The organism is Paenibacillus germinis (genome assembly GCF_013141785.1).
Taxonomy (GTDB): Bacteria; Bacillota; Bacilli; order Paenibacillales; family NBRC-103111; genus Paenibacillus_E; species Paenibacillus_E phytorum.
Window position 1 is genome coordinate 1 of sequence record NZ_WHOC01000048.1, and the last position, 25,217, is coordinate 25,217.

Consider the following 25,217-nt stretch of genomic DNA (forward strand, 5'->3'; position numbering starts at 1 on the left):
ATCTCGCTCCCTTCTGCTATCAGATGGTTTATTGTATTTCAATGGCATTTGAATTGCATGGACAAATATCAGATAGTAAAGCCTGTTTTGAGATTAGGGCGATGCTGTTATTATGGCCGCTGCTTCTTTCAGTCGGCGGAATGATTCCTGATCAGTTGAAGAAACATTTAAGGGCAGCAGATTTGGTAACAACTTTGACTCATTAAATCGAATTAGCAATGGTTATAATTGGACATAAAAAAGATGACTCCCGGCGAAAACCGAATACAGGAGCCATCTTTTAACTGCTTAATCTAGGGTCTTTCTGTTAAGTGTTGTAGTGGAACCTATAGGCGTTAAGCATCTTATCCTTTGGGTTTGACAAATACAGCAGCTATAAAGGAGAAGATAATCGCCGCGGATACCCCCGCGCTGGTCACTTTAAAAATACCAGTGATGATCCCTATATAGCCATCCTTATGAAGTTCTTCTAACGCCCCGTGCACCAGGGCGTTGCCGAAGCTGGTAATCGGAACGGTTGCACCCGCACCTGCAAATTCAATGAACGGATCATACAAATTACAGCCGTCTGCTATAGCGCCCAGCACGACAAGCGTGCTCATGGTATGAGCAGGCGTCAATTTGCCGACATCCATCAAAAGTTGGCCAAATACACAGATAGCTCCGCCAATTAGAAAAGCCCAAAAAAAGTTCATGCGTACAACCCTCCAGACTCAATTGAAACAGCATGTGCAATGCAAGGGATGCTTTCCCCTTGTTGGAAAGTAAGCGGCGAGAGCAAAGCTCCGGTCGCTACGACTAGGATTCGCTTCAATTCGCCACTCTTTATGCGCTTTAGGAGATGACCATAAGTGACAGTTGCAGAGCAGCCACAACCGCTCCCTCCCGCTTGAACGGTCTGCTTCTCGCGATCATAAATGATCAACCCGCAGTCGTTATATGTTGTTTGATCAATTGGAAACTTATGCTTATCGAATAGTTCGCGCGCAATGTTCACACCCACTGTTGCCAAATCACCGGTGACGATTAGATCGTAATAACTAGGCTCAATATTCAATTCTCGGAAGTGAGTTTGAATGGTGTCTACCGCTGCCGGCGCCATCGCAGCGCCCATATTAAACGGATCCGTGATGCCCATATCAACGATTCGTCCGATTGTGGCCGAGGTGACGACGGGACCGTCACCGGTCTTACCCAGCACAGCGACCCCAGCGCCAGTGACTGTGTATTGAGCTGTCGGCGGCTTCTGCGATCCGTATTCCGTCGGATAACGGAACTGCTTCTCCGCCGTACAGTTATGGCTGCAGGTGCCGGCCATCACGTAGTTGGCTGCGCCCGAGTCAACCAGCTGCGCGGCTAACGCGAGCCCTTCCATCGATGTGGAGCAAGCGCCGAATATGCCGATGTACGGCATATTCAGCGTACGCACAGCGAAGGTATTGGAGATGATCTGATTCATCAGATCGCCTCCAATATAGAACTGTATCTGGCCGTCAGTAAGCCCGGCTTTTGCAAGTGCTCGCTGCGCAGCTTCTTCTAGCAGCGCCTTTTCGGCTTTTTCCCACGTTTTTTGACCAACGGTCAAATCGCCGTGGACGATATCGAAATCTTCACTAATTGGTCCTTGGCCTTCATCAGGTCCTACAACCGTCCCCGTGGATAGTATCACGGGGCGATTCTCAAAGACCCAGCTTTGATGTCCCTTCAGCATACGGTCAACCCCCACCCGAAATGATAAGATGTACGATACCTACAACAAAGGCTGCGACGGTTCCGAATACAATGACGGAGCCAGCTAACTTGAACATATTACCGCCAACTCCAAGCACAAGTCCTTCCGCCTTGTGTTCAATAGCTGCTGAGCATAACGAATTTGCGAAACCTGTTACAGGAACGGAGCTTCCCGCTCCGGCCCATTGGGCCATTTTATCGTACACACCAAAGCTCGTCAGTATGACGGATATGATAATTAACACGGCAACCGTTGGATTCCCTGCTGTTTTTTCGGTAAAACCAAACCAATTAACGAACATCTCCATGAAACATTCACCAATTAAACAGATTGTCCCTCCAACGAGAAAGGCTCGCATGCAATTTATTAGAACGGGTCTTTTTGGCTCTTGCCTCTTCGCTAGTTTCTGATACTCCTGCTGCGTCATTGTCAAGTTCTTCTTCTTGTTGTTGGCCATGTTTTCCCTCCTGCTTCCTCTAATGCCCTAAGTTCTTAGAATCATATACAGATCCTGAATGACCTTCGTTAACTGCACCGAACATGCCTCGTACATCTTTTTTGCTTGCGGATGACTAGTCGTCAATGAAAATAGTTCAAGATCTGCCTCACATTTCTTCAAAGTGGCTAATAAGGCAGGCCTTTCACTCGGTTGAGGCACTTTTAATTTATCATCATAAAGATCGACCGTTAATTCGCCATGCGTGTCTACTTGTGCGAGGAACACATTCTCCTTCGTTACTCCTAGCTTAACCAGTTCCGTATGTAGCCATCCTCTTCCTCTTCCTGTTGCGGCCAAGGGTTCATCTTGAATGACACCATCCATGATGACAGACTGCGTCGGTTTCTCAATGTTCAGCTTCATACCCAAATGGTTTGGTGTAAGAGGCTGGAGTTCACTTTTAAGTAGAACACTTAAATCACCGCTAGCCTCAAGCATAGCGAACTCAACATCTGCCATGCGAAAAACACTTTTGGTGCGCAGCTGCGCCAGTAGCTCATCGCCCGTGTAGCGTTCTTTTTTCAAATTGTCCTCCAGAATTTTACCATCTTTAATGACAACAGTTCCCCTACCCTCAAACCAAAGCCGTAATGTCTTACTTTTGAGTGTCAAAATCTCTAGTGTTAAAGGGATGAGAACCCAAACGAGTATAGCGATAACGCCATGCCAGAACTCTACATCGACATCGGTGGATATTGCCCCAGCTAAGTCACCAATCGTAATTCCAAGAACATATTCAAAAAAAGTAAGTTGAGATATTTGTTTTTTTCCAAGAATTCGCGTCAGTACAAACAAAAAGACTAGTGCAAAAAACGATCTGATTACGATACTCATCCAATCCGCCACAAGCTTTCCCTCCCCTTCCTAAAGCTCGAAACAACCTCATTATGTGCTATTTTGACAGCAAGTATGATCAATTTGAGTTGGATTTATATGTTAACGATGCGAGTGATAAAATAAGCTTGCAAGTTTAAATTTACACGAGTAAAATATGTTTTATACTATATGGATAAAGAGTAAATTGCTCCTTATCCATTAAATTTCAGCTAATTTTACACGAGTAAAATTTAAGGAGGAAGATGAGAATGACGACAGTAACTCTGAATATCCCTGAGCTCTCACGACAATTTGAAAATGACGGTTACTTACTGCTTTGCAATGTTCTATCGGAAGAAAAAATAGCAGAATTGAATAGTGCCGTTGACGGCATCCTTTCCGATGAGCAAGAATCGTTATCCTACAACATTTACAATAGTGTAGAACGAGCTTCCTCTATTTTGTCCTTAATGGACAATCCGACAATGCTTCCACTTATCGTTAATTTGATGGGCTATAACATCCAACTTCATATCTCACATCTGACCGTGCGCAAACCAAATCCTGATGATCTCAAGACTGAGACCAACAGCTTCATTAACTGGCATCAGGATGGACCAGCGCCCAAATTCCCATGTATTAATGGACTAACATCCACCTATTACATTAAAGTTTGTTATATTTTGAGTGATATGTCTGAGCCAGACCGCGGGAATACGAAAATCATTCCGGGCAGTCATAAGTGGCCAGATTACCATCCCGTTCAAACCGACGTGAATGTGCCAATACCAGGAGAAATGCAGATTTGCGGTAAACCTGGGGATGTATTCATATTTGCTCAAAATCTTTGGCATGCTGGTTCGCCGAATCGTTCTGATTTCACACGTCGCCAATTATTTATCGGCTATAGCCCAATCTGGATGAGACCTATCGATTACCATGCTGCTTCGCCAACTCTACTCACAGGGGCAGATCCGATACGCCGCCAACTGCTCGGTGCAATTAGTGAAAACTATTTCAAATTCTATGTTCCAGATGAGTCAATGGTCCCTCTTAAAAAGCTATGGTTAGGCGATGCTGCTACGAAAAGTGAGTACATTTAGATTTGTCCAAATTTATGATACCCTTGAAGAAACAAGAAAAGGGAGTTCCTTATGATTACCAGGAAAGAAGTCGCAGACCGGGCTGGTGTTTCGGTAGCTGTCGTTTCATATGTGCTTAATAATCGAAGCATCGTCAAAGAAGAAACCAGGCAAAAAGTACTTGCGGTAATCAATGAGCTAGGGTATCGTCCCAATCAAACAGCCCGCAGCCTCAAAACCAGAAAAACAGGGCAAATTGCTGTCCTCGTCCATTTCGTGGGAAATCCCTTCGAGGGTGGATTACTATTATATATTGAGAAAAAAGCTAAACTTAGCAATTATTCAGTATTTTTTCATTCCTTTGAACCTGCACGTGAAGAAGAGTTAAAAAATACACTAATGGGGCGTGTGGACGGCATTCTTCTGCTCGGTCAAACGTTAAGTGAGGAAAGTCAGGCCTTTTACAACCTAATGGAGCTCCCGGTCGTATCTCTGATGCATCCAGGTGTTTCCATGCCGAGCATCCCTGTCGTTGATGTCGATTGGATAGCTGAAATGCGGCGGTTAATTGTTCATCTGCGTGAACAGGGGCATGAGCAGATTGCCTTCATGACCGCTGGCGACCCGCAGGATCCGATTGCTCATCGGCTCATTGCTTTCCGCGAAGCTATGCGTCTCGAAGGATTGAATCTGCCGGAGCCATTCATTCTCGAAGGAGCCGGCCGCTTTGAGCGGGCTTTCGAAGCGTTAACCACAACACTAACGCAAGGTTTTGATTTTACTGCTCTCATAGCAGCAAATGATTTGATGGCGGCGGGTTGCCTCGCAGCTTGCCGCGAATCCGGCATTCTTGTCCCACAACAATTGGCTGTCGCCGGGTGTGAAGATATTCTAATGTCTTCGCAAGTCTCGCCAGCTTTGACAACTATCTGTTATCCACGGATGGAGGTTGGCTTGGAGGCGACAGAACTGCTGCTATCACTCATTGACGGAGATAATAGGACGACACCACGACTGGAAGGTAAGCTTTCAGTTAGAGCTTCTACCGTAGAGAACCCTTTGAAAGTCAAATCATACAGCAATTAAGATGTACGAATCAGATGGCCGTTATGAACAATATTTATTGGAATTAATTGTTGTATATCTGGGTGAAAAGTTAGGGCATATTAAAGATCGCAATCAATTGAAAAACGATCAATTTGCTTGCTATCCTACACAAATCTTAAAGAAGAGGTGCACAACATGACAGTAGCTTCTCAAGTAAAAACAACATTGGCTTCACTTAAAAGTGCGCAAGCAAGCTTAGAAACATTTGCTTTAGGCACGCAAAATCAAGAAGCCAAACAGTTGTATGAAGCGGCCGCCTTATCTGCACAAGACATCGTAAATCAAGTCGCCTCCCGTGTGCAGCAATTGGAAAATGAAGAACCACAGTACAAAGGCTTCTAGTTAACAAACCAAAACCAGCCGACTGCGAACACTCGCAGACGGCTGATTTTGCATTAGAACATACTTACGAGTATTAGAGTAAGTAAAACGAACAGAATTAATATAAGCAGTATCAGCTTATCTTTTGGCATTCCAGCCGCCCCTCGTTTCGGATGAGATTCCTATTTATTCCAATGGTTGACCGGATGATTTCCTTAGCTCGTTGGCCAAACGATGAAATTCTTCTCTTGCCTCTGCATCCTCGGTTGCCAAATAAGCCGCAGATAAGAACGCAATGATTTTATTTGCATCTTCCACACTTAACATAGATTCTGCACCTCCCTGAAGTTGGTTCATTTACCGGTCCAATAATCGAACGTCATCACGTTGTTTTTGAAAAAGGCATAGGGCATGTAACAATACCCTTGATCTCCCCATGCTTTTCCCCATGAATTCCGCACGATGACTGTTCCCTGTCCCTTCTTCTTACCATCCTTATATCCGACGGCTAATAAGGCGTGCCCGCCTAACATCTGCTCTTTTTTCCGATTTGGGTACGGGATCCGCCCTGTTTTTGCCGCCAATGGACTTTCGAAGGATTGATAAATCCAGATTCCAAAGACAACAGGCTGCCCATCAGCTAATGCAGCTTTGATCCCTGCCAAATCATGGATCCGATGGTATCCTTCGATCCGGTAGGGTCCTGCATTAGCTTCCGCCTCAGAATCAGGTTTTTCTTTAAATTTGGCTATACGATAAGGCCATTCGGCTTCTGGACATACCCCTATTTTATGCAGCACCTTCATGCCATCACGTACAGTTGCTCCAGAGTCCCAATTGGTCGTACCTTCTAATTTACGCTCATGCCAATAATGAAAAAGACGAGATAGCCGTATCGTTGAATCACGTTCTTGACGAAGCCAATACTCACGCAGGCCGCTTACAATGGCATTCGATGTGCAAGAGCCTAAATTTCCCTGATTCACGATAGGAGACAGCTCCTTGCGCAAATCAACTTTGCGTGGCAATTGCGATTCCCTGATATAATTGACGCTTCGGTAAAAATAATCCCGAAAATCTCGTTGGTCCCGTTTAACTGTGTATTTACGCATCCCGTAGCCTCCCACGGTGTGTTTGCAGAATTGTACTGCAGTATATTCAACCATAGGCAGCAGCGTGCAAAAAGCACGCATCCCTATGGAATGCGTGCAGGTTGTTGCAAATTACTTTTTCATTACCTTTTGATATATTTGTAAGTATTTTGTTGTCATTTGGGAGGTTGTAAATCTACGAATGACATAACGACGAAGCACGGCCGGATGCGGGTAATTGCCTGCTTTTACCTTGGCAACCATTTCAGAAACGGAACGGCAGATTAATTGCGGAAACCCCGCCATAACTTCGGGTACCGCGCCACGTTTCAAGGCGATTACGGGTGTACCGCAGGCCATAGCCTCAATCATGACGAGTCCGAAGGGCTCTTCCCACAGTGTTGGAAACAGCAAACAACTTGCATATTTGAGCAGCTTCTGTTTGTTCTTCCCTCCAACTGGACCAACAAAACGGATGTTGGGATTTCTTCTAATTCGAGGTGCAATTACATTGTGGAAAAATGTTTTATTTTTTATCGGACCAGCAATAATAAGTTTTTTATTCGTTCTCTCCGCAATCTCAATGGCCTGCAGGACACCTTTCTCTCTCAGAATACGTCCCATAAATAACATATAATTGTGCTTTTTATCACTGAATTCATATTCATTAGGATTTAGTCCATTATACACAAAGTGTCCGCGATTATTGCCCATCACCTTTCTTGCTCGTTTAGAAACATACACAGGATGCTTCACCCACTGTTTTACAGGGAGATGTACAGTGCATACCGTCGGAGTACGCAGATTGAGCCGTCCAAGTGTAGATCTAAACGTATGATCATGAATAACGTCAACATCTCGCGGCATATTATTCAAGACATAACTTGCTATTCCATGGTTACGAAGCCCCTTTGGGAACGGGACAAGTCTAGCGCTTGTTCGACTCCCTAATGAAGCAAAAATAGTAACCCTATGACCTCTTCGCACGAGATTCTCAGTCAATTCATAAACGATTTTTTCTGTCCCTCCCTGATTCGTGGGCGGCAGCTTCCGTGCATTTGGAAAGTTAGAAATCACTTGCACAATGTTAAGACGCTTCATTATTTATCACTCCTTTTCTCTTAACATTTTTTCTATGTGCTCGAGAAGCCAAGGCCTCAAATCGGCTCTCTTGTTCGCTTCAGAAAGAATCGATGCAATAAATCCTCTATGGTTTCCAACGTCATGCCATTGCCCCTTTACCTCACAGGCATACATGGCTTCGATTTTGTTCAGCGTAATCAGTGCGTCCGTCAATTGAATTTCTTTACCTACGCCGGCCTTTTGTGTGGCCAAAACTTCGAAAATCTCAGGTGTCAAAATGTAACGACCCAGTATGGCCAAATTAGACGGTGACATTGGAAGAGCTGGTTTCTCAATAAGGTCTATTACACTATGAAAACCTTCATACAGGGCTTTAGCCGATACAATTCCGTAATTCGAAACGAATTGATCCTCTACTTCCTGAACACCAATAATAGACCTATGATATCGATTATAGTAATGGATTAACTGTGCCAGTGCAGGCGTTTCGGCATCAAAAAACGTATCTCCTAATAACACGGCAAAGGGTTCATTCCCAACGAAAGAACGGGCGCACCAAATAGCATGTCCTAGTCCGATCGGCTCCGTTTGGCGAATATAATGAAGGTTGGCTAGCTGGGTTGGCTCCTGCACACGCCCAAGAAGATCGAACTTCTCACGCGCTCTAAGATAGCTCTCCAGTTCAAAAGCGGTATCGAAATGATCTTCGATCGCTTTCTTCCCTTTCCCTGTCACGATGATGATGTCCTCAATGCCTGAAGCTACCGCTTCTTCTACGATAAATTGAATGGTTGGTTTATCTATGATAGGCAGCATTTCCTTTGGCAGAGCTTTGGTTGCCGGTAGGAATCGCGTACCCAAACCTGCTGCAGGTATGACCGCTTTTCGAATCTTCAAACATATCACCATCTCTCAAATATAATTACTAAGCTTTATGTTTAAAATATGCAAACCAGATTGAAATGCCACGGACATGTATCTTTTTCACTCAAAATATACTGGTTAAAACAGGTCATATGCACTTAGTAAACTTTCAGTTATGATGAGGGTGTGAACATGATTAACTGACAGAAAGGAACGATCACTATGACGATGACATCATTCACGAAAGTGCTGCTTGGTTGCACCAGTCTCTTATTCATGCTGACCTTGGGTACTCAGACGACGGAAGCCAGAGAGAGTCAATTTACTAGAAATGGAACAGGGCCCCTCTATTGGAGCACTTATGAATATCAATACACACGTAATGCCCCTATGAACGAGGCAGAATGGAAGAAAAACATTGATTGGATTGCAAGCGATTACAAAGCATCGGGCTATGATATGATCGCCTCCGACGGTTGGATTGAAGGTGCCCAGCTCACAAATGAGAACGGTTATATTTTATCCCACAATGATAACTGGCAGCACGACTGGGCTTATTGGTCAACCTATATTCAAAATAAAGGCATGAAGCTCGGTGTTTACTATAACCCCTTGTGGGTAACGCGGAGTGCCGCGGCAGATCCATCAAAAACAGTCGTTGGAACGAATTACAAAATTAGTGAAATTGCCAGCTCCGCAGATAAATTTAATGATGATTTGTATTGGGTAGATGTTACGAAACCCGGCGCCAAGGCTTATATTCAAGGGTATGTGAATTACTTCAAACAGCTAGGTGTTCCCTACTTGCGAATTGATTTTCTGTCATGGTATGAAACCGGGACAGATAAAGGCAAGACGATTGGGGTTAATCATGGTTCCGAGAACTATCAGACGGCTTTAAAGTGGATGCAGGAAGCAGCCGGCGATGAGATGGAACTTAGCCTCGTAATGCCTCATTTGAACAATCATGCAGCTGGTGAACTGCCGTATGGGGATATGGTCCGAATTAATGAGGATCTCGCCCATGGCGGTTGGGAAAACTTAAGCGGTCAACGTCAAAATTGGGTGAACAGCTGGTCGCAGTGGGCCAATCCATTCCAAGGATTTACTGGGTTTTCAGATATCGCTGGCCGCGGTTCAAATATGATTCTGGATGGGGATTTCATCCGCATGAATACCTTCAAAACGGATGAAGAGCGCAAAAGCATCATTCAATTATTCACCATGGCGGGTTCACCAATAGCGATCACGGATCAGTATTCTACGATTGGAAATTACGGAAGTTTTTACAAAAACAAGAACATGCTTGCGCTCCATAATCAAGGGTTCGTAGGCAAACCTTACTATAATAATGGGCATTCATTTAGCAGCGATCCGGGAGCAAGGAATTCAGAAAAATGGCTTGGACAATTACCAGATGGCAGCTGGGTTGTCGGTTTATTTAATCGATCCGATATGACAGCCACTCGTTCGGTCAATTATCTGAAAGATTTGGGACTGACTGAATCAGCGAATACGACCGAGCTCTGGACAGGAACTAGCCTTGGTAAACTTACTGCCTACAGCCCGCCCCTTGTGAAACATGCATCAAAAGTTTTGAAAATCGAACCAGAAGGCACGAAAGCAAGTTATGCTGCTGAGGTTGCTACTTGGCTAGGCGGAACGCATTTTAATAATAATTATGCGGGTTATCAAGGATTTGGTTTTGTGGATGGGTTGGGGTTGACGGGGGCGAAAATCGTCTATGCCGTCCAAGCAGCCGAGGAAGGTGACTATGCGCTCTCTTATCGTTATGCGAATGCGTCTGGGATGAACAGCACTCTTCATGTAAGCGCTACGGATGATAAGGGAGTTGTGGTTCAACCTTCGCGTGCAGTTTCGTTTGGTTCTACTTCAGCTTGGCAGACGTGGATGAACCAGAATGATCGTATTCATTTGAAAAAGGGTGTGAACCTGATCACCCTAGAACGTACAGCCTCAGATGCGGGTGAGATTCACTTGGATGGTCTTGTGCTCGACAAGAATCGGTTAGCCGACATTGACTCTTCGCTCATTCAAAATGGGGATTTTGAAAGCGGTGACATTCGAGGCTGGTCGGAATGGCATCCAGCAGGTCAGACAGCAAAGTACGGCGTTGATTCCTACGATGCGTATAAAGGTAAATACAAGCTCTATTTCTGGGACACCAAAGCCTACAAGCAAAGCATTCATCAGAAATTAATTGGTCTTACGAATGGATCATATACCGTCAGCGCATGGGTCAAAGAGACGTTATATGGAAACAAGCCGACAACAGTCCGGATGGAACTTAGTGAGCATGGTGCAAAGACAATATACAAGAACATTAGTCCGACCAAAGGATATCAACGCGTTCAAGCAACCGTTAACGTAACGAATGGCACCTTGGATATTGGCTTCTATGTGGATTCGCCGGGTTTAACTTCTTTGCAAATTGATCAAGTTTCGATTGAGAAGATGGACTGATTGGGCAGGAAAAAAGGAGCTCGCCAGCTGTAAACTGGCCAGAGCTCCTTTTACATTTTAGTATTAAAACACTAGACCTACTTTTTATAAGATTTGTCCATGGTAAGCTTTTACCTGTAAGGGAGCATTGAGGAAATTTCCAGCTTTACCAACGAAAGAAGTGAAGTGATCACTAGCATTATGACTAGCAATTGCTGCTTGATCTTGCCAAACTTCAACCATAGTAAACTTATTTTCTACTTCTGTATCTTTGAGCAAATCGTATGAAATATTACCATTTTCAGCTCTCGAAGCTTCTATTAATGGTTGAATCTCGTTGAGAAAGGCTTCGTGTTTTGCTGGATCAACATTGAATTCTGCATGAATAATAATCATTAGACGTTGGTCCTCCATTCTTCGATAAAGTAGTGACTAGCTCCATTGCGTGATGGTTTCGATGGGAAGCCGTACGGATTGATGACCCCCATCATCTGCTTTACCGATTGAAATAAGCATAACGGGAACATACCGATTTTTATCTAAGCCAAAAGCTTCGGCAATTTTATCTTTTTCAAAGCCACCGATTGGATTTGTATCATAACCATGAGCGCGCGCTACAAGCATCAGCTGCATAGACACTAGACCAGCATCAATAAGAACTGTTTCTTTATTTACAACCGGATCCAGTGCTGCAAAGTGTGGCTTTATTTTAGCTAGTGACATTTCTTTTACCTCTAAAGGCATATAACCCAACTCGACGGCCTTGCCAAAAATTTCGTCGGCGTAATCCGAATTGTTTAAATCACCAAATACAGCGATCACAGCTGATGATGTTTCGACTTGAACTTGGTTAAATTTAGCAAGCGGCGCAAGTGTTGCTTTACCTTCGACACTTTCGATAACAACGAATCGCCAAGGCTGCATGTTTATGGAAGATGGTGCGAGTGTTGCTTCTTTCAGGATGTCTGTCATCTCTTCACGACTAATTTTGACGGATGGATTGTACTTTTTTATGGAACGGCGTCCTGTAATAATTTCTTTAAAATCGTTCGTTGTCATGGTGTTGTTCATTTATCATTTCCCCTTTAATATTGGCTAATATTCGTTAACATGCGTTGGAGCATATCTGAGAGCATATTACGCTCTTCTTCGTTAAAATCTTTAAGCATTTGAGTAATGAATTGTGCTTTTTCTTCTTTGAATGAAATGATTTCTGTTCGTCCATGATCGGTAAGACGTACGAGAGTGACCCGATTATCGTCAGGATTCATGCGCCGTGAAACCATTCCGCTTGCTTCAAGTTGTTTTAAATGTCGTGTAACGGCTGCGCTATCAATGTTAACCTCTTTTTGAAGCGTTGTTTGACTAATTTCTTCCACCTGATAAAGCTGATGCAAGAGACGAAGCCGCGACGGACTAATACCCGTACAACGTTCAAATTTAGTGCTTATTTGTTTATTGAGGCTCAGAAATTTATCAAATAAAGCCGTTTCGTTGACATCGGATTGGGTCAAAATATACCTCCTTGGAGACGGTTCATTCATGACGAATACTTGATACGTCAATTGTTGATGCATCAATCATTGATATATCAACTAATATAGAGGAACTTCGTTAAAACTTCAAGTGTTTCGTAAAATTAAGCCGTAGTAAATTGTGGAATTCTGCACTACTGCTTACTTTCTACTGCGATGAATTGCCTGGTTTCCGGCCATATATAGGATTAGAATGGTCAATCCTCCCGAATTTACACCAAAACAAATACCCCCGCCTATTGTGACATTTATCACGCTTGGCTGGGGTTGTTTGTGTAATTCATCACTGGCTGGGGGTTATATGTGTAGTTCCTAACGCAGATAACGTATAAGCGGCTGAATATTTTGCTTCTTAATACAGTCTACGATCAGCTTGGCAACGGCAATTCCGCCTCTTTCCTGGAAATGTGTATTGTCCTCTGCGCCTTTGGGGAAGTTAGGGAACTCACCTGGCCACGCCCACATGAACAATGATTTCGTTTCCTCCGGACCTAGCGCTTCAAACAATTGCTTGCTCACTTCTGCCAAATCTATCAGGGGAACGTTCTCTTCCTCTGCGAGCTGCTTCATCGCGGTGATATAGTCACCATGCGTATCTATGATTTTAGCAGCACTGTCAAAAAATCTTCGCTGAACTGGCGTTACTAGTATCGGGGCAGCTCCCCGCAATCTCGCCTCTTGAATGTAGATGTTCAAATGCTCTTTATATGTTGTAAAAGGGGAAGTAGCCCGCTCCGCATCCAGCTTCTGATCGTTGTGCCCAAACTGAATGAACAGGTAGTCATTCGCATTTATGTGCTCAAGGATGGGTGCCAAGCGTCCTTCCTCCAAAAAGCTTTTGGAGCTGCGGCCTGATACCGCGTAGTTGGCTACAGCGGCGTCCGCTTTTATAAAAAGCGGCAGCATTTGTCCCCAACCCGTGTAAGGATAACCATCCTGCGGTTGGTCGGTAACGGTGGAATCACCCACGATATATAAGGTTGCCGCTTGCGGTGCTAAAGTGATTTCTAAAGCATTAATTCGCGGAGCAACGCCAGAAAAAGCAAGCTTAAGCTGTCCATCTGCCACATGAACGGCAAAGCTGCTAGTAACAAACTCTCCTGCTTCTGTCAGAACATCGGCCAATACAAGTCTTCCGGGCCCCATCTTCAATCCTGTGCAAGTCGCAGTTATCAGGTCCCCCATGAGTATCTGAACCGTATAGCTGCCATTCGGCACATCCACAACGAAAACAGCACCAACTGGAATGCAGAAATCTTGACGTAACGCCGCGGGACGCCCACGATCTCGTTCAAACACCGTTGAACCATCCAGAAAGCCGTAGCCCAATTTCTCATTGTAATACGTTTGACCGCTAACTCTCGTGTAACCTTCTTTTGTATTGCTCGAACTCTGTTCTGGACCGAAATCGAATCTGAGGTTTACGCTCATATACGCTTACCTCCTACCAGTCTTTGCGATTAAGCAAGGATGCTAAGAAAGTAAGCCCTAACCCTTGTCCCCAGCCTTGAATCCGTTTGTAAGGAACCCCTTTGTAGCCGTCAATATCCCTCATTACCGCTGTCCCAGCTGAAACGTGAGTGACTGTCCCATCTTCCGTGATGCGTGAAAGTATGCCTTGAATTGATTTATTCGTATATTTGTTGTAAAGAGGACCTGAACTGATAAGTGCCGCCGCGATACCCGCAGAACCGCTTGTTTCCAAATAAGCATCCTTGTCCGTCAATACGGTATGCCAGAGTCCACTCTCATCTTGCAAGCGGACAAGTGCGCTCAATTGATCACGCAGCGAGCCCTCGAGAATCATAAATGAAGGATGTGTCACATGCACCAGTCTCAACGCACGCGCCATCGTGATCGCTGCCCAAGCATTGCCACGGGCCCAGAATATGCCTGACATATGATTTTGTGCTAGATGATCCCAACCGTGGTAGTAGAGATTAGTTGTCATATCTTGCAAATAATTCTCGTGACCGTGATATTGCTTCAACCCATCTTCGAAATAATCGTCACGCTTTAGCACGGAACCGATCCGCAGGAGGAAGTAACCTGCCATGAACATGGTATCCACCCATGCCTGCTGCGGAAAGTTATACGTTTCCGAGTTCACCGTGTGCTGGAAAATGCCTTCTCCGAAACGCTCAGCCTCATTCTGAAGGAATTCAGCCATTTGGGTAGCAATATCGATATAGCGATCTTCACCGGTTTCTTTGTACAGTGTCAGCAAGGAATGTCCAATCGAGATCCCGTTGACGGACAGCTTAGGCAGGCCATCCTCCAGCTTCTCATCGATCCAATCTTTCAGCAGCTGCAGATATTCCTCCTTGCCCGTCGCTTCATAGGCTTCGGTTACGCCATAGAAGGCTACGCCGCCCGGCCAATCCCAATTAAAGTCCATCCGGAACGTTCTATGAACAACTCGGTCAATCACCTTGCGAATTTCATCTGGATCGAATTGTAAGACTGGCATCTCTTCATTTCCTCCCTGTAGTTGGCTATTTTCTATGTTTGTAATCATCTTTTCTTATCCTTTCAAACCGCTCGTCGAAATCCCGTCAACAATGTACTTCTGGAAGATGATGAAAACAACGAAAATCGGGACAAGTGATAACGTCGACATGGCAAACATCCCACCCCAGTTATTCAACGACTCGCTATCCAAGAAAAGCTTTAGGGCTAAGGAAACCGGATATTGACTTGGATTATTCAAATAAAGCAGCGGCGTGTAGAAATCATCCCATCTCCAATAGAAGGAGAAAATCGCCGACGTTACGAGTGCCGGAACAATTAAAGGTACGATAATTTTGTAAAAGATGCTGTATTTGCTGCAGCCGTCCATTTTTGCGGCTTCATCCAACTCCGGAGGAATCGTACGAATAAACTGCATGATCAAGAAGATGAAGAACGGAATTCCAAAGAACTGTGGAACAATAATTGGTTTAAAACTAGATAACCAGCCTATTTTGGCAAATAAAATATATTGCGAAATAATCGTTACGTCTTGAGGAAGCAGCAAAGTAAGCATAACCGCTGAAAACCAGAATTTGCTTCCGGCAAAACGAATCCGGGCAAATCCATATCCTACTAAAGCGGAGGAAACCACCGCACCTATCGTCGAAAGAATAACAATAATGAACGAATTTTTCATGAATGTAGCAAACGTATTGCCCGCAAAACCTTTCCAACCCGACACATAATTGTTCCACTCGAGCCGACTTGGGATCAGACTGGTAGCCGTTGTATAGATTTCATCATTCGGCTTCAGTGAGCTGGCAACCAGCCACAGGATCGGATAAATCGCCGTTATTGCGATGATACAAACGATGAGATGATACAGCAGCGTTTTCACATTTTTCACTCGTATAACCATGGACTACCCCTCCTAGCTTTCGTAATGAACCCAATATTTCGATGTTTTGAAAATCACTAAGGTGATGAGTCCGATCAGTATCAACATGAACCAAGCCATGGCCGAAGCGTAACCCATTTCGAAGAAGACGAATGCTCGATGGAATAAATAGAGTGAATACAACAAGGTGTTGTTCAGCGGCCCGCCTTCCCCATTGGAAATGATGTAGGCCGGGGTAAAGGTTAAGAAGCCTGAAATCGTTTGCAGAATTAAATTAAAGAGAATAATCGGACTTAACAAAGGCAGTGTGATGTGGAAAAATTTGCGAATCGGTCCAGCGCCATCAACACTTGCAGCCTCATAATAAGTTCCCGGAATATTCTTGAGTCCTGCGAGAAAAATCAGCATGGAGGAACCAAATTGCCAAACCGACAGCAGTACTAACGTTCCAAGCGCCGTTGCCGGGTAACCAATCCAAGATGTACTGGTGTGGATGCCAATGTTTCCTAGAAAAGCGTTGATTAGTCCTTTATCTCCGAATATTTGTCGCCACATAATGGATACCGCTACGCTGCCGCCAATCAATGACGGTAAGTAATACGTGGCTCGGTATAAGCCAATTCCTTTTACCGCGCGATTCAGAAGCATGGCGACGAGCAATGCAATAATGAGTCGCAAGGGAACGGACGTAAGTACATAAGTCAGTGTCACTCGGATCGAGTCCATGATTTTGTCGTCATCCGAGAACATTTTCTCGTAATTGGAAAGTCCCACCCATCGTGGAGCCGATAGTAGATCGTACTCGGTAAATGAAAAGTACAGCGATGAAAACATCGGAAACAGCGTGAAGATCAGAAAACCCAGGATGAAAGGTGATATAAACACATAACCGACTATGTGATCATTTTCACGTAGTTTCATAGTTCCACTCCCTTACGTTCGTCAATTTCTATTTATTTGGGGAGGGCGGCTTGCATGAAGCTAGCCGGTTCCCCCTTTGTAAAGCTGTTTAAAAGTTCTTATTTCTTATTTTTGGCGAGAATTGCGTTAGCATCCTTCATAAATCTGGCTGCGGCCTCTTCCACCGAGAGCTTCCTATACAAGATTTGTTCTTGCATATCCCGAAGCAGCTTGCTTACTTCTGCAGACCCTGGCGGATCCGGTGGATCCATAACACTGCTGTTCAGCTGCGCCCAAGTGACGTAGTCATAGACTTTCTGATCTGCCTCTGTCAATGTGGGTTTTAGACCTTCCTTAACTGCTGCCGAAATTGGAATCCCGCGGTCACCATTTATGAGCTTATTCGCTTCCAAATCATTAATAAACCAAGAAATAAATTTAGCTGCTTCTGTTTTCTGCTTCGAGCTTTTCGAAATTGAGAACAGCATGGTTGGCTTCAAATAAAGTCCTTGCTTCCCATTTGGACCAGGCAGCCCTATCATACTCAAAGACTTCTTAGCGGCTTCCTGTAGAGTCACGAATTGATTGGACCACGCCATTGTCATGAACCCATCACCGAGGGCAACCGGATTCTCCTCCGGTGTCAATTTGGTTAAAGACTCTTGATCCCAGTTCCGCATATAGCCGGCATCGTACCATTTGAGATACATCGTGAAGTAATCTATAAAATATTGGGGATCGCTATAACCAAGACTCGTACCATCCGAGCTAAAATAGTGCTGATTTTGCGTACGCAAGTAGTAAGGAAAGAACTGATCGAATCGCATATGATCGAGTACTTTACCTTGCCCCTTCATTTGCTTAGCGATTTGCTCCAGATCAGACCAAGTCCAGTTCACAGGAATCGAAGCGATACCAGCCTGCTTCAGCAGCGCTGCATCGAAGGTCGCCCCCATCGCATTCACCCCAAGAGGAATACCGTAAAGCTTGCCGCCAATTCGTCCAGAGTCTATCGATTCCGCTGAAGCTGAACGAACATCTAGCGTTCCGTTACTCGTAAGCTCTGTTAAATCTTCCAGCTGATTCTTCGAACTGTATTGATTTAAGTACGATATATCCATCTGGATAATATCCGGTAGTTGGTTGGCCGCAGCTTGCGGTGCCAGCTTTTTCCAATAATCATCGAAGCCGGCATACTCCGTATCGATTTTCACGCCTGGATTCTGCTGTTGGTATAACTCTATCAGCTTCAAAGTGTAGTCATGTCTGGCTTGACCGCCCCACCAAGCGATTCGAAGCTTAACGTCATGCTTGCTTTCACTTTTCGCAGTTTCTATCGTTCTTGATGTCCCAGTTCCCCCATTCGCTGATTGCTGACTCGAGCTGCATCCGATTATGGTTAACAACAACATGACTAGGAGCAGGACTGGTATTGGTATGCGTTTCATAGTTAGCTTCCCCCTATGAGTCACCTGCGCTCCACACTTCTTATTATCAGCTTGGAAGAGCGAAAGTTGAATCTAATTTACCGCGATAAATGTTCAAAAAACAGTGAAAACAAGATTTATAGCGTCAACTTCTTATACTCGGAAGGAGCGCAGCCTGCGATCTTTTTAAACACTTGGGAGAAGTATTGCGGATTGTCACCAAAACCCAGCTGTTCCGCTAGTTCGAACATTTTAACATCATCATGATGTCTAATAATCTCCATTGCTTTCTTAATCCTTACGGTGACCACATAGTTAGAGAAACGTTCTCCCGTCTCTTTCTTGAACAATTTCCCCAGATAATCCGGGTTCATATACAACATCTGATGGGCTACCCAGTTTAGAGAAAGTTCAGTGTTCGCTAGTTCCACATTAATAATATCAATAACCTTCTGAACGACTTGCGAATGTTTATTTTTATTTTGTTCGAAGTTAATTAGCGTGATTTCGGATGCGATTTGCTTCAGCAAATGGATGCTCGCTTGCAGGGTTTCCAATTGAGATATTTGACCGATCAGCCCCATGTAATGATTCATTTGCTCTTCCGCACATAGTCGCGTCATGGAAATAAAAATTTGAATAACATACGACTTGGTCGTCTGAATATCGAGTCGGGAATTGGCAAGCTGATCATGAAACGCTTCAATGCTCACTTCTGCTTCCTCCCAATTGCCTGCCCGTATCGGGAATAGAATCCGATCTTCGTCATAGACGAAATCAGTTTTGCTCAGTCGGGTGGAATCCAGGATATCACGCATCGTAATCAGTCCGCCTTCACCGAGATAAAAGCGATGGCCCAAACAATCAAGCGCTTGCAAGTAAAGGCGTCTCGCCTCTACGATGTCTCCTGATTCACTTAAAGCGACAGTCGTATCAATTTTGTAATAGAGCATGAAAATGCGCCGTATCTCTTTGATTTGCTCTTGTAATCGCTCCATATCTTCCTGATCCTCAATCATAATCAGAATTTGCTCGGCAATGGTTGAGCTTAGAAGAGGTTCATCGAGAATATCCTCAGCAATATTTTTCACGGCAAAAAGATGCTCATATTCGAACTTGTCTTCCAGACGGAAAAGCAATAAGCGCACTTTCTTCCCGCTAACCTGCAGACCAAATAAATCCTGATAATAATCCCAATCCCGGCTTCCATAGGACTTGTTCGTCACGAACTCCTTCAGAAACTGTTCCTTCACATGGGGCAGTACCTTCCGCAAATTGGCCTTCATCGACTGAATAAAGCCTTCCTTGCTCTCTTCCTGCTTATATTCCTCAGCAATTTCGCTTAATGCCTTCAGAATACTGTTCTCGTTGCATGGTTTTAATAAATAATGCTTCACCCCATACTGCATGGCAATTTGAGCATATTCGAATTCATCGAATCCAGAAAGCATAATGAACCGGATGTGCGGGTGGGTTTCTTTTACTCGGGCTACAAGCTGAAGTCCATCCATACCAGGCATGCGAATATCACTAATAATAATGTCGGGTGTATGTTCACACACGAAGGCGTAGGCTTCAACACCATTTCGCGCTGTTCCAACTAACTGTGTATCCACCGAATGCCAGTCCACAATGGAAGAAATACCCTCCAGAATCATCCGTTCGTCATCAACTAACAGCACTTTATACATAAGCAGTTACCCTCTTTTCGTAATAGGAATACGGACTGTAATTCGAGCACCGCCGCCCGCGCGATTATCCACTTGGACTCCGAATTCATCGCCAAAAGAAAGCTTGATCCGTTCATCAATGTTTTTCAGACCGATACCTGTCCCTCTGGATTTACGTTCTCCTGTCAGGATCTGCTCTAAATAAGCTTCATCAATACCAGGGCCATTATCTTCTACGATGAGCAAAATGGTTTCGCCTTCTTCCTGGCCGATAATTTGAATGACACATGGCTCTAGCATAACTTCTAACGCATATTTAATCGCATTTTCCAAAAGTGGCTGCAGCGTCAGCTTCGGTATACGGTTACTTCTTATTGGTTCCGGAACATCGAGTCGAAAATCGAGCCGTTCTTCAAATCTGACCCTTTGAATCGTAATATAATGCTGCACAAGCTGAAGTTCATCTTCCACCGTGATGATATCCTGCTTCAGACTAATCGACGAACGGAGCAGATAACCGAGTGATTCAACCATTTGAGACACTTGCTTCTGTCCATTCATCTTGGAGATCCAGTTGATTGATTCTAGCGTATTGTACAGAAAATGCGGATTAATCTGCGCCTGCAAAGAACGAAATTCGGTTTCTTTGATGATCAACTGTTTTGTGTAGTTCTCTTTGATCAGCTCTTGAATACGCACTAGCATCATGCGATACGTACGCTGCAGCAAGCCTACCTCATCCATCTGCTGTGATAATGGTGCGATCGTCGGCAGCTCGGACTTCTCTAGATCACTAATTTGCAGGCCGCGCATGTTGGTAATTAAGCCTTCTATCGGCCTTGTTACGCTTCTTGCAACCGTCATCCCAAACCCGACAAGGAGGAAAAAGCTAAGCAGGAATGCGGCAATCATCCAGTTTTTCATCAAAATAATATGATAAAAGATGGTTTGGAAGGGCAGGGTGTTGTAATACGTCCAACCCAAATAATCAGAGTGAATATGGGAAACGAAATATTTCTCTCCATCTTGTTCCATAATGCGAAAGCCCTTGGATGCCGACTCCGCTGGATTGCCCTCATTAAGCAAGGATTTCAAACTAGCTGCGCGCGGGTATACTAAATTCCTATCTGATACAATGACAAGTTCGCCGTCCCTCGTTACCGCTTCTCTTGCGTATTGGTTAACAATTTTGTCTAAATTCACATGCAGCACCAAGGTGCCCAGCTTGTTTAGCTCCAATTTGTCGAAGGAACGGATTTGTCTGGCAGCAATTAAACTGTAATCCTCCGCGTCCGGGTTCACCCACCCCAAGGTGCCATTGCCTCGGTCAGCCGTCGTTTGGATAAGGTCTCTCCGCTCGGATGAGAGCGTTGTCAAATTTCCGCTGGAATAGCTGCTTCCCTTCACATCGGTTATATCGGCTGCAATGATATACGTCTCCGTATTAATGTATTGCACGAGCCGATCCACAAGCTTGGCACGCGATTGGATACGATTGTAATCGGATTCATCCTCGTTCATCACGATCAAATTTTGCTGAATTTGTTCATCTGACATGATACTAAAGGTCAATCGTTCCACTTTGTTTAACTCGTTCTCAATCAAGGTGGATGAGAGATTCAAAACCTGAGATGATTTCTCATAAATTTGCTGATCATAAATCGAATAGGCAATCTGGAGCCCCACCAATGAGATGCAAGAACTGACAGCCATAGATATTGTAATTAGTAGAAAAAGCTTCGCTTTAATACGCAGATTGCGTATTTCATTAAACCACTTGCTTATGCCTGATTTCATGCAACGTCACCACTTTTCTTCGCTGAATAAGGTTCATGTTGGAGAGAGTCTTCGTGATGGATGTTCCAATTCCCTTTATAAATATGAAAAAAGGACGCTGGAATTAGTAACCAGACATCCTCTTTCGTTTATGAACTTAGGTACTCTCCAACGAATTCTAGCGTTTACTTCTCTTCAGTATCCGAACCCCGTAAGGCTGGAGCTGCAAGTTAGAACTGATCTTCACAGACGACGCTGAATCCGAGGCTAGCATGTCCGTATATACTTGTTCATCCAGTGTAATGGTGTGGGTTGTACTGCTAAAATTCATGAGGAAAATGAACTCATTCACACCGTCCGTACGAATTTGAGCTGTTACCTCTGCAGGCAAATCTGTTTGTAGAGCACCATCGATTCCAGCTTCTTTAAGGATCTGCTTATAGAAGCTGCTCTGGAAAGTTTGATCCGTACGAGCTGCTATATAGTATGCTTTACCTTTACCAACTGCATTGACTGTGAGCGCAGGTCGGCCTGCATAGAAGTCATCACCATAGACGGCAAGAGTCTCTGCACCTTCTGTATGAATCAGCTCGCACAGCTCACGAACCTCATATTCACCTGTGATCTGAAGCGCATTGCCCTCCGTGAAGAGGACACGATTCATCTCATGATCATGCAGTCCGTCGATCTCCTCAGACCAGATGCCCAGCGTTTTGCGAAGAGGTCCCGGGAAGCCGCCTTGGAAGCAAAGGTCATTCTCATCCACGATGCCAGACCAATACGTAGTGACGAAAGTTCCCCCATTCGCGACAAACTGTTCGATTCGCTCGGAGGCACCCGGACGTACCAAATATAACATTGGCGCGACAACAAGCTTATATTTGCTAAAATCACAGTCCATATCGATGACATCAACGGGAACGCCTTGTTCCCAAAAGGCACGATAGTGACTTAAAACCGTTTGTTCGTATTTGATCCCCATATTACGAGGACCTTGCGAATCCTTAACGGCCCAGCGATTTTCCCAGTCGAAAAAAAGTGCCGTTTGTGCGGGCACTCGTGTCCCGATGAGATCTGTCAGCTTCTCCAAAGCGCCGCCAAGCTCAGCTACATCTTGAAATACACGCGTATGCTCATGACCAACGTGATCAATCACCGCTCCATGCAGCTTTTCGCTAGCTCCTCGGCTTTTGCGCCACTGGAAATATTGAACGGAGTCAGAGCCATGTGCCACAGCTTGCAAGGAAGACAGTAGATGCATTCCCGGCTTTTTCAGCTTCGAAACAGGCTGCCAATTCGTTAAGCTCGGTGTACTCTCCATAAGCAGGAAAGGCTTACCGCCCCCTAACGAGCGAAACATATCATGATTAAACGAGAACCATGCGGCTAGATTGCTCTGATCTGACGCATCATGCCAAGTTGGATAAGCATCCCAAGAGATGACATCCAGTACATCGGCGAACTTCCAGTAATTAAGACCTTCGTAAGCGTCCATGAGATTCGTCGTTACAGGCAGCTCGGTATTTTCCGCCTTCAGTGGGGCGATTTCATGACGGCAGAAATCAACCGTTTGATCCGTCACGAACCGTTTCCAATCTAAATTCATCGCATGGACCAGATTCTCGCCATGCGGTGCAGGAGATTCAATCTGCGACCAATTCGTATACGTATGGCTCCAAAATGAAGTCCACCACGCCATGTTGAGCGCATCCAGCGTTACGTACTTGCGCTTCAGCCATCCGCGGAAAGCTTCCTGACAATAGTTACAGTGGCATTCCCCTCCATATTCATTGGAGATATGCCAGCCCACTACGGCAGGATGCTGCGCATAGCGCTCCGCCAACTGCTTGTTCATGATCGCGACTTTCTCCCGATAGACGGGGGACGTATAGCAATGATTATGACGCGCACCGAATAAATTGCGCACCCGGTTAGGGCCTACCCGCAGCACTTCCGGGTATTGCTCCGCCATCCATGCTGGTCTGGCACCACTCGGGGTAGCCAACCACGCATAAATGCCGTTGGCCGCGAATTTGTCCAATACACGGTCGAGCCAATCGAAGGTGAACACACCTTCCTCCGGCTCAAGCGCTGACCAAGCAAAAATGCCTACAGCCATCACATTACATTTGGCCAGCTTCATCATGCGAATATCTTCTTCCAACACATGTGGATCGTGCTGCCACTGATCAGGATTATAATCGGCACCGTGCATGAAAACGGGTAATTTCGGGCTTATTGGCGGATGTTTCTGTGACAAGATGATCACCTCTAGGATAAATGTATGGACTCATATTAGGTTCATTGCATCCAAGTTTAACAGGTTCATCACCACAAAAATACCCGACAAATTATCGATTTCCCGTCATTTCTTTCGATTTACTGTCGAATCTAGGCGATCCTTTTGGACGCCTTCATATACGGAGTACAACAATCGGTCCTATTAACCAAAGAAAAGACGGTCAGACTAGACTCCTCCCCCCTACTCGCTCAAACCAAAAAACCAATAATTGGGAACACCAATGATTAGGTTGGTTCTACATGTGTTTTGTCGGTTATTGGTATAAACAAAAAGAGCCTACCCGTAGGTAAGCTCCATATGAAACAAAAACTTATTGTTCTTCGTAAATCACGACGGACTTCGTTTCTTCTTCCCATTTAACCGTAGCTTTTAGAGCTTCGCTAATGAAACGAACCGGTACAACTGTGTTACCTTCAACGATAGCTGCAGGAACTTCCAATGTTACTTCTTTACCGTCTACAGTAGCTTTCGTGCTATCGATAAAGAGCTTCACTGTAATGCCGTCACGAGTAACCGTTACTGAACGTTCTTCCGCGTTCCATGTTACTTCAGCTTTTAGCGACTCAGAAATCGCACGGAATGGTACCAATGTACTGCCATCTTTAATGAAAGGATTCACTTCCAAAGTAGGCTCCTCACCATTCACATACAAAAACACGCCTTTTTTGCCTAGCTTTTCAAAAAGTTTTCCAAGTTTCTTGTAGGAATTCAAGTTCTTTATGTTTGCTTTTACTGCTTCCTTTTGAACATAAACCGCATCGGTTACACTACCCTGCTCGTCCAAAACATCGGCAACAGCAGAAAGTGCAGCATCACGATCTTTAATCGCATCAAGTTCAGCCTTTAATTCATCGCTAATGTGAGCACCGTAGTTAGTCAAAAGAAGATCGGCAATAACAGCTCCGGCTGGCTTATCTTTTACATTTTCGATCGCTTTAAGAAGACCTTTATAACCGTTTTTGCCTTGGTTATCATATGTATCGGAAGTTACAGTTGCATCAGTACCTCCATTAACCTTCACATTCAGTTCTACTGCTGGTTTGGACGAATCCGCTTTATCCGCATTGTTGCCATTCTCGGATTTTGCAAAGGCAGATCCTGTCATAAGGCTAGTTACAACAATACATGTAGCTGTGATCATCCAGGGCTTGTTCATTTTCATAATAACGACTCCTCGGTTGTTTGGATTTATTAACTCTC

At 44.6% G+C, this 25,217-nt stretch carries 25 protein-coding genes; 5 read left to right on the forward strand and 20 right to left on the reverse strand.

Annotated elements, in window-relative coordinates:
- Window positions 1-206: hypothetical protein (locus GC102_RS39060; protein WP_216628011.1), on the forward strand; the 206-nt coding region annotated here is incomplete at its 5' end.
- Between the two features lie 138 nt (window positions 207-344).
- Here the strand turns inward: GC102_RS39060 and spoVAE are convergent.
- The 4 genes from spoVAE to GC102_RS09980 are packed head-to-tail and all read right to left on the reverse strand — an operon-like array spanning window position 345 to window position 3,065.
- Window positions 345-695: a stage V sporulation protein AE gene (gene spoVAE / locus GC102_RS09965; protein ID WP_171643680.1), complete on the reverse strand. Its 351-nt coding sequence runs from the start codon at window positions 693-695 to the stop codon at window positions 345-347.
- Window positions 692-1,711, reverse strand: a complete 1,020-nt coding sequence (gene spoVAD, locus GC102_RS09970) for a stage V sporulation protein AD (protein WP_171689382.1) — start codon at window positions 1,709-1,711, stop codon at window positions 692-694. Before spoVAD ends, spoVAE begins: the two co-directional genes overlap by 4 nt.
- Before the next feature lie 4 nt (window positions 1,712-1,715).
- Window positions 1,716-2,189 (reverse strand): stage V sporulation protein AC, encoded by a 474-nt coding sequence (gene spoVAC / locus GC102_RS09975; protein ID WP_171643678.1) that lies wholly within the window; start codon window positions 2,187-2,189, stop codon window positions 1,716-1,718.
- Between the two features lie 27 nt (window positions 2,190-2,216).
- Window positions 2,217-3,065 carry a DUF421 domain-containing protein gene (locus tag GC102_RS09980; protein WP_171689462.1) on the reverse strand — a complete coding sequence of 283 codons (849 nt, stop codon included), beginning with the start codon at window positions 3,063-3,065 and terminating at the stop codon, window positions 2,217-2,219.
- 251 nt (window positions 3,066-3,316) lie between these two features.
- Between GC102_RS09980 and GC102_RS09985 the strand changes: the two genes are divergently transcribed.
- The 3 genes from GC102_RS09985 (at window position 3,317) to GC102_RS09995 (ending at window position 5,578) form a co-directional block, all read left to right on the forward strand.
- A complete protein-coding gene (locus tag GC102_RS09985) occupies window positions 3,317-4,150 on the forward strand; it encodes a phytanoyl-CoA dioxygenase family protein (RefSeq protein WP_171689383.1) in 834 nt (277 codons plus the stop codon).
- A gap of 51 nt (window positions 4,151-4,201) precedes the next feature.
- Window positions 4,202-5,215, forward strand: a complete 1,014-nt coding sequence (locus tag GC102_RS09990) for a LacI family DNA-binding transcriptional regulator (RefSeq protein ID WP_171689384.1) — start codon at window positions 4,202-4,204, stop codon at window positions 5,213-5,215.
- A 156-nt stretch (window positions 5,216-5,371) separates the two neighbouring features.
- Complete coding sequence (locus tag GC102_RS09995) at window positions 5,372-5,578, forward strand: DUF1657 domain-containing protein (RefSeq protein ID WP_057303170.1); 207 nt, start codon at window positions 5,372-5,374, stop codon at window positions 5,576-5,578.
- A 165-nt stretch (window positions 5,579-5,743) separates the two neighbouring features.
- Here GC102_RS09995 and GC102_RS10000 read toward each other — a convergent pair whose 3' ends face one another.
- The 4 genes from GC102_RS10000 to galU all read right to left on the reverse strand — a co-directional run bounded on the left by GC102_RS10000 (window position 5,744) and on the right by galU (window position 8,628).
- A complete protein-coding gene (locus tag GC102_RS10000; RefSeq protein ID WP_047672235.1) occupies window positions 5,744-5,884 on the reverse strand; it encodes a hypothetical protein in 141 nt (46 codons plus the stop codon).
- Window positions 5,885-5,910: 26 nt separating this feature from the next.
- On the reverse strand, window positions 5,911-6,669 hold the full coding sequence (locus GC102_RS10005; protein ID WP_171689385.1) for a C1 family peptidase: 759 nt from the start codon (window positions 6,667-6,669) through the stop codon (window positions 5,911-5,913).
- 111 nt (window positions 6,670-6,780) lie between these two features.
- Window positions 6,781-7,749 carry a glycosyltransferase family 4 protein gene (locus GC102_RS10010; RefSeq protein ID WP_171689386.1) on the reverse strand — a complete coding sequence of 323 codons (969 nt, stop codon included), beginning with the start codon at window positions 7,747-7,749 and terminating at the stop codon, window positions 6,781-6,783.
- A gap of 6 nt (window positions 7,750-7,755) precedes the next feature.
- On the reverse strand, window positions 7,756-8,628 hold the full coding sequence (galU, locus tag GC102_RS10015) for a UTP--glucose-1-phosphate uridylyltransferase GalU (protein WP_171689387.1): 873 nt from the start codon (window positions 8,626-8,628) through the stop codon (window positions 7,756-7,758).
- Between the two features lie 189 nt (window positions 8,629-8,817).
- On the opposite strand from galU, the gene GC102_RS10020 reads away from it, so the two are divergent.
- On the forward strand, window positions 8,818-11,079 hold the full coding sequence (locus tag GC102_RS10020; protein ID WP_171689388.1) for a carbohydrate-binding protein: 2,262 nt from the start codon (window positions 8,818-8,820) through the stop codon (window positions 11,077-11,079).
- Window positions 11,080-11,163: 84 nt separating this feature from the next.
- On the opposite strand, the gene GC102_RS10025 is transcribed toward GC102_RS10020, so the two are convergent.
- From GC102_RS10025 to GC102_RS10080, 12 genes are all read right to left on the reverse strand, one after another.
- Window positions 11,164-11,454 carry a putative quinol monooxygenase gene (locus GC102_RS10025; RefSeq protein ID WP_171689389.1) on the reverse strand — a complete coding sequence of 97 codons (291 nt, stop codon included), beginning with the start codon at window positions 11,452-11,454 and terminating at the stop codon, window positions 11,164-11,166.
- 36 nt (window positions 11,455-11,490) lie between these two features.
- A complete protein-coding gene (locus GC102_RS10030) occupies window positions 11,491-12,129 on the reverse strand; it encodes a nitroreductase family protein (RefSeq protein WP_171689390.1) in 639 nt (212 codons plus the stop codon).
- A gap of 14 nt (window positions 12,130-12,143) precedes the next feature.
- Window positions 12,144-12,602, reverse strand: a complete 459-nt coding sequence (locus GC102_RS10035) for a MarR family winged helix-turn-helix transcriptional regulator (protein ID WP_171689463.1) — start codon at window positions 12,600-12,602, stop codon at window positions 12,144-12,146.
- Between the two features lie 303 nt (window positions 12,603-12,905).
- A complete protein-coding gene (locus GC102_RS10040) occupies window positions 12,906-14,024 on the reverse strand; it encodes a rhamnogalacturonan acetylesterase (protein WP_171689391.1) in 1,119 nt (372 codons plus the stop codon).
- A gap of 13 nt (window positions 14,025-14,037) precedes the next feature.
- The gene (locus GC102_RS10045) at window positions 14,038-15,063 is read right to left on the reverse strand and encodes a glycoside hydrolase family 88/105 protein (RefSeq protein WP_171689392.1); all 1,026 of its coding nucleotides are present in this window, start codon (window positions 15,061-15,063) and stop codon (window positions 14,038-14,040) included.
- Window positions 15,064-15,117: 54 nt separating this feature from the next.
- On the reverse strand, window positions 15,118-15,963 hold the full coding sequence (locus GC102_RS10050; protein ID WP_171689393.1) for a carbohydrate ABC transporter permease: 846 nt from the start codon (window positions 15,961-15,963) through the stop codon (window positions 15,118-15,120).
- A gap of 12 nt (window positions 15,964-15,975) precedes the next feature.
- Window positions 15,976-16,863 (reverse strand): carbohydrate ABC transporter permease, encoded by an 888-nt coding sequence (locus GC102_RS10055; RefSeq protein ID WP_171689394.1) that lies wholly within the window; start codon window positions 16,861-16,863, stop codon window positions 15,976-15,978.
- A 98-nt stretch (window positions 16,864-16,961) separates the two neighbouring features.
- Window positions 16,962-18,290, reverse strand: coding sequence for an ABC transporter substrate-binding protein (locus GC102_RS10060; protein WP_171689395.1), 1,329 nt, complete (start codon window positions 18,288-18,290; stop codon window positions 16,962-16,964).
- A gap of 116 nt (window positions 18,291-18,406) precedes the next feature.
- Entirely contained in the window at window positions 18,407-19,960 is a 1,554-nt protein-coding gene (locus tag GC102_RS10065; protein ID WP_171689396.1) for a response regulator, read from the reverse strand.
- Window positions 19,961-19,966: 6 nt separating this feature from the next.
- Window positions 19,967-21,736, reverse strand: coding sequence for a cache domain-containing sensor histidine kinase (locus GC102_RS10070; RefSeq protein ID WP_171689397.1), 1,770 nt, complete (start codon window positions 21,734-21,736; stop codon window positions 19,967-19,969).
- A 157-nt stretch (window positions 21,737-21,893) separates the two neighbouring features.
- Complete coding sequence (locus tag GC102_RS10075) at window positions 21,894-23,930, reverse strand: beta-galactosidase (protein WP_171689464.1); 2,037 nt, start codon at window positions 23,928-23,930, stop codon at window positions 21,894-21,896.
- A gap of 397 nt (window positions 23,931-24,327) precedes the next feature.
- Window positions 24,328-25,179, reverse strand: coding sequence for a copper amine oxidase N-terminal domain-containing protein (locus GC102_RS10080; protein ID WP_171689398.1), 852 nt, complete (start codon window positions 25,177-25,179; stop codon window positions 24,328-24,330).
- Window positions 25,180-25,217: the final 38 nt, after the last annotated feature.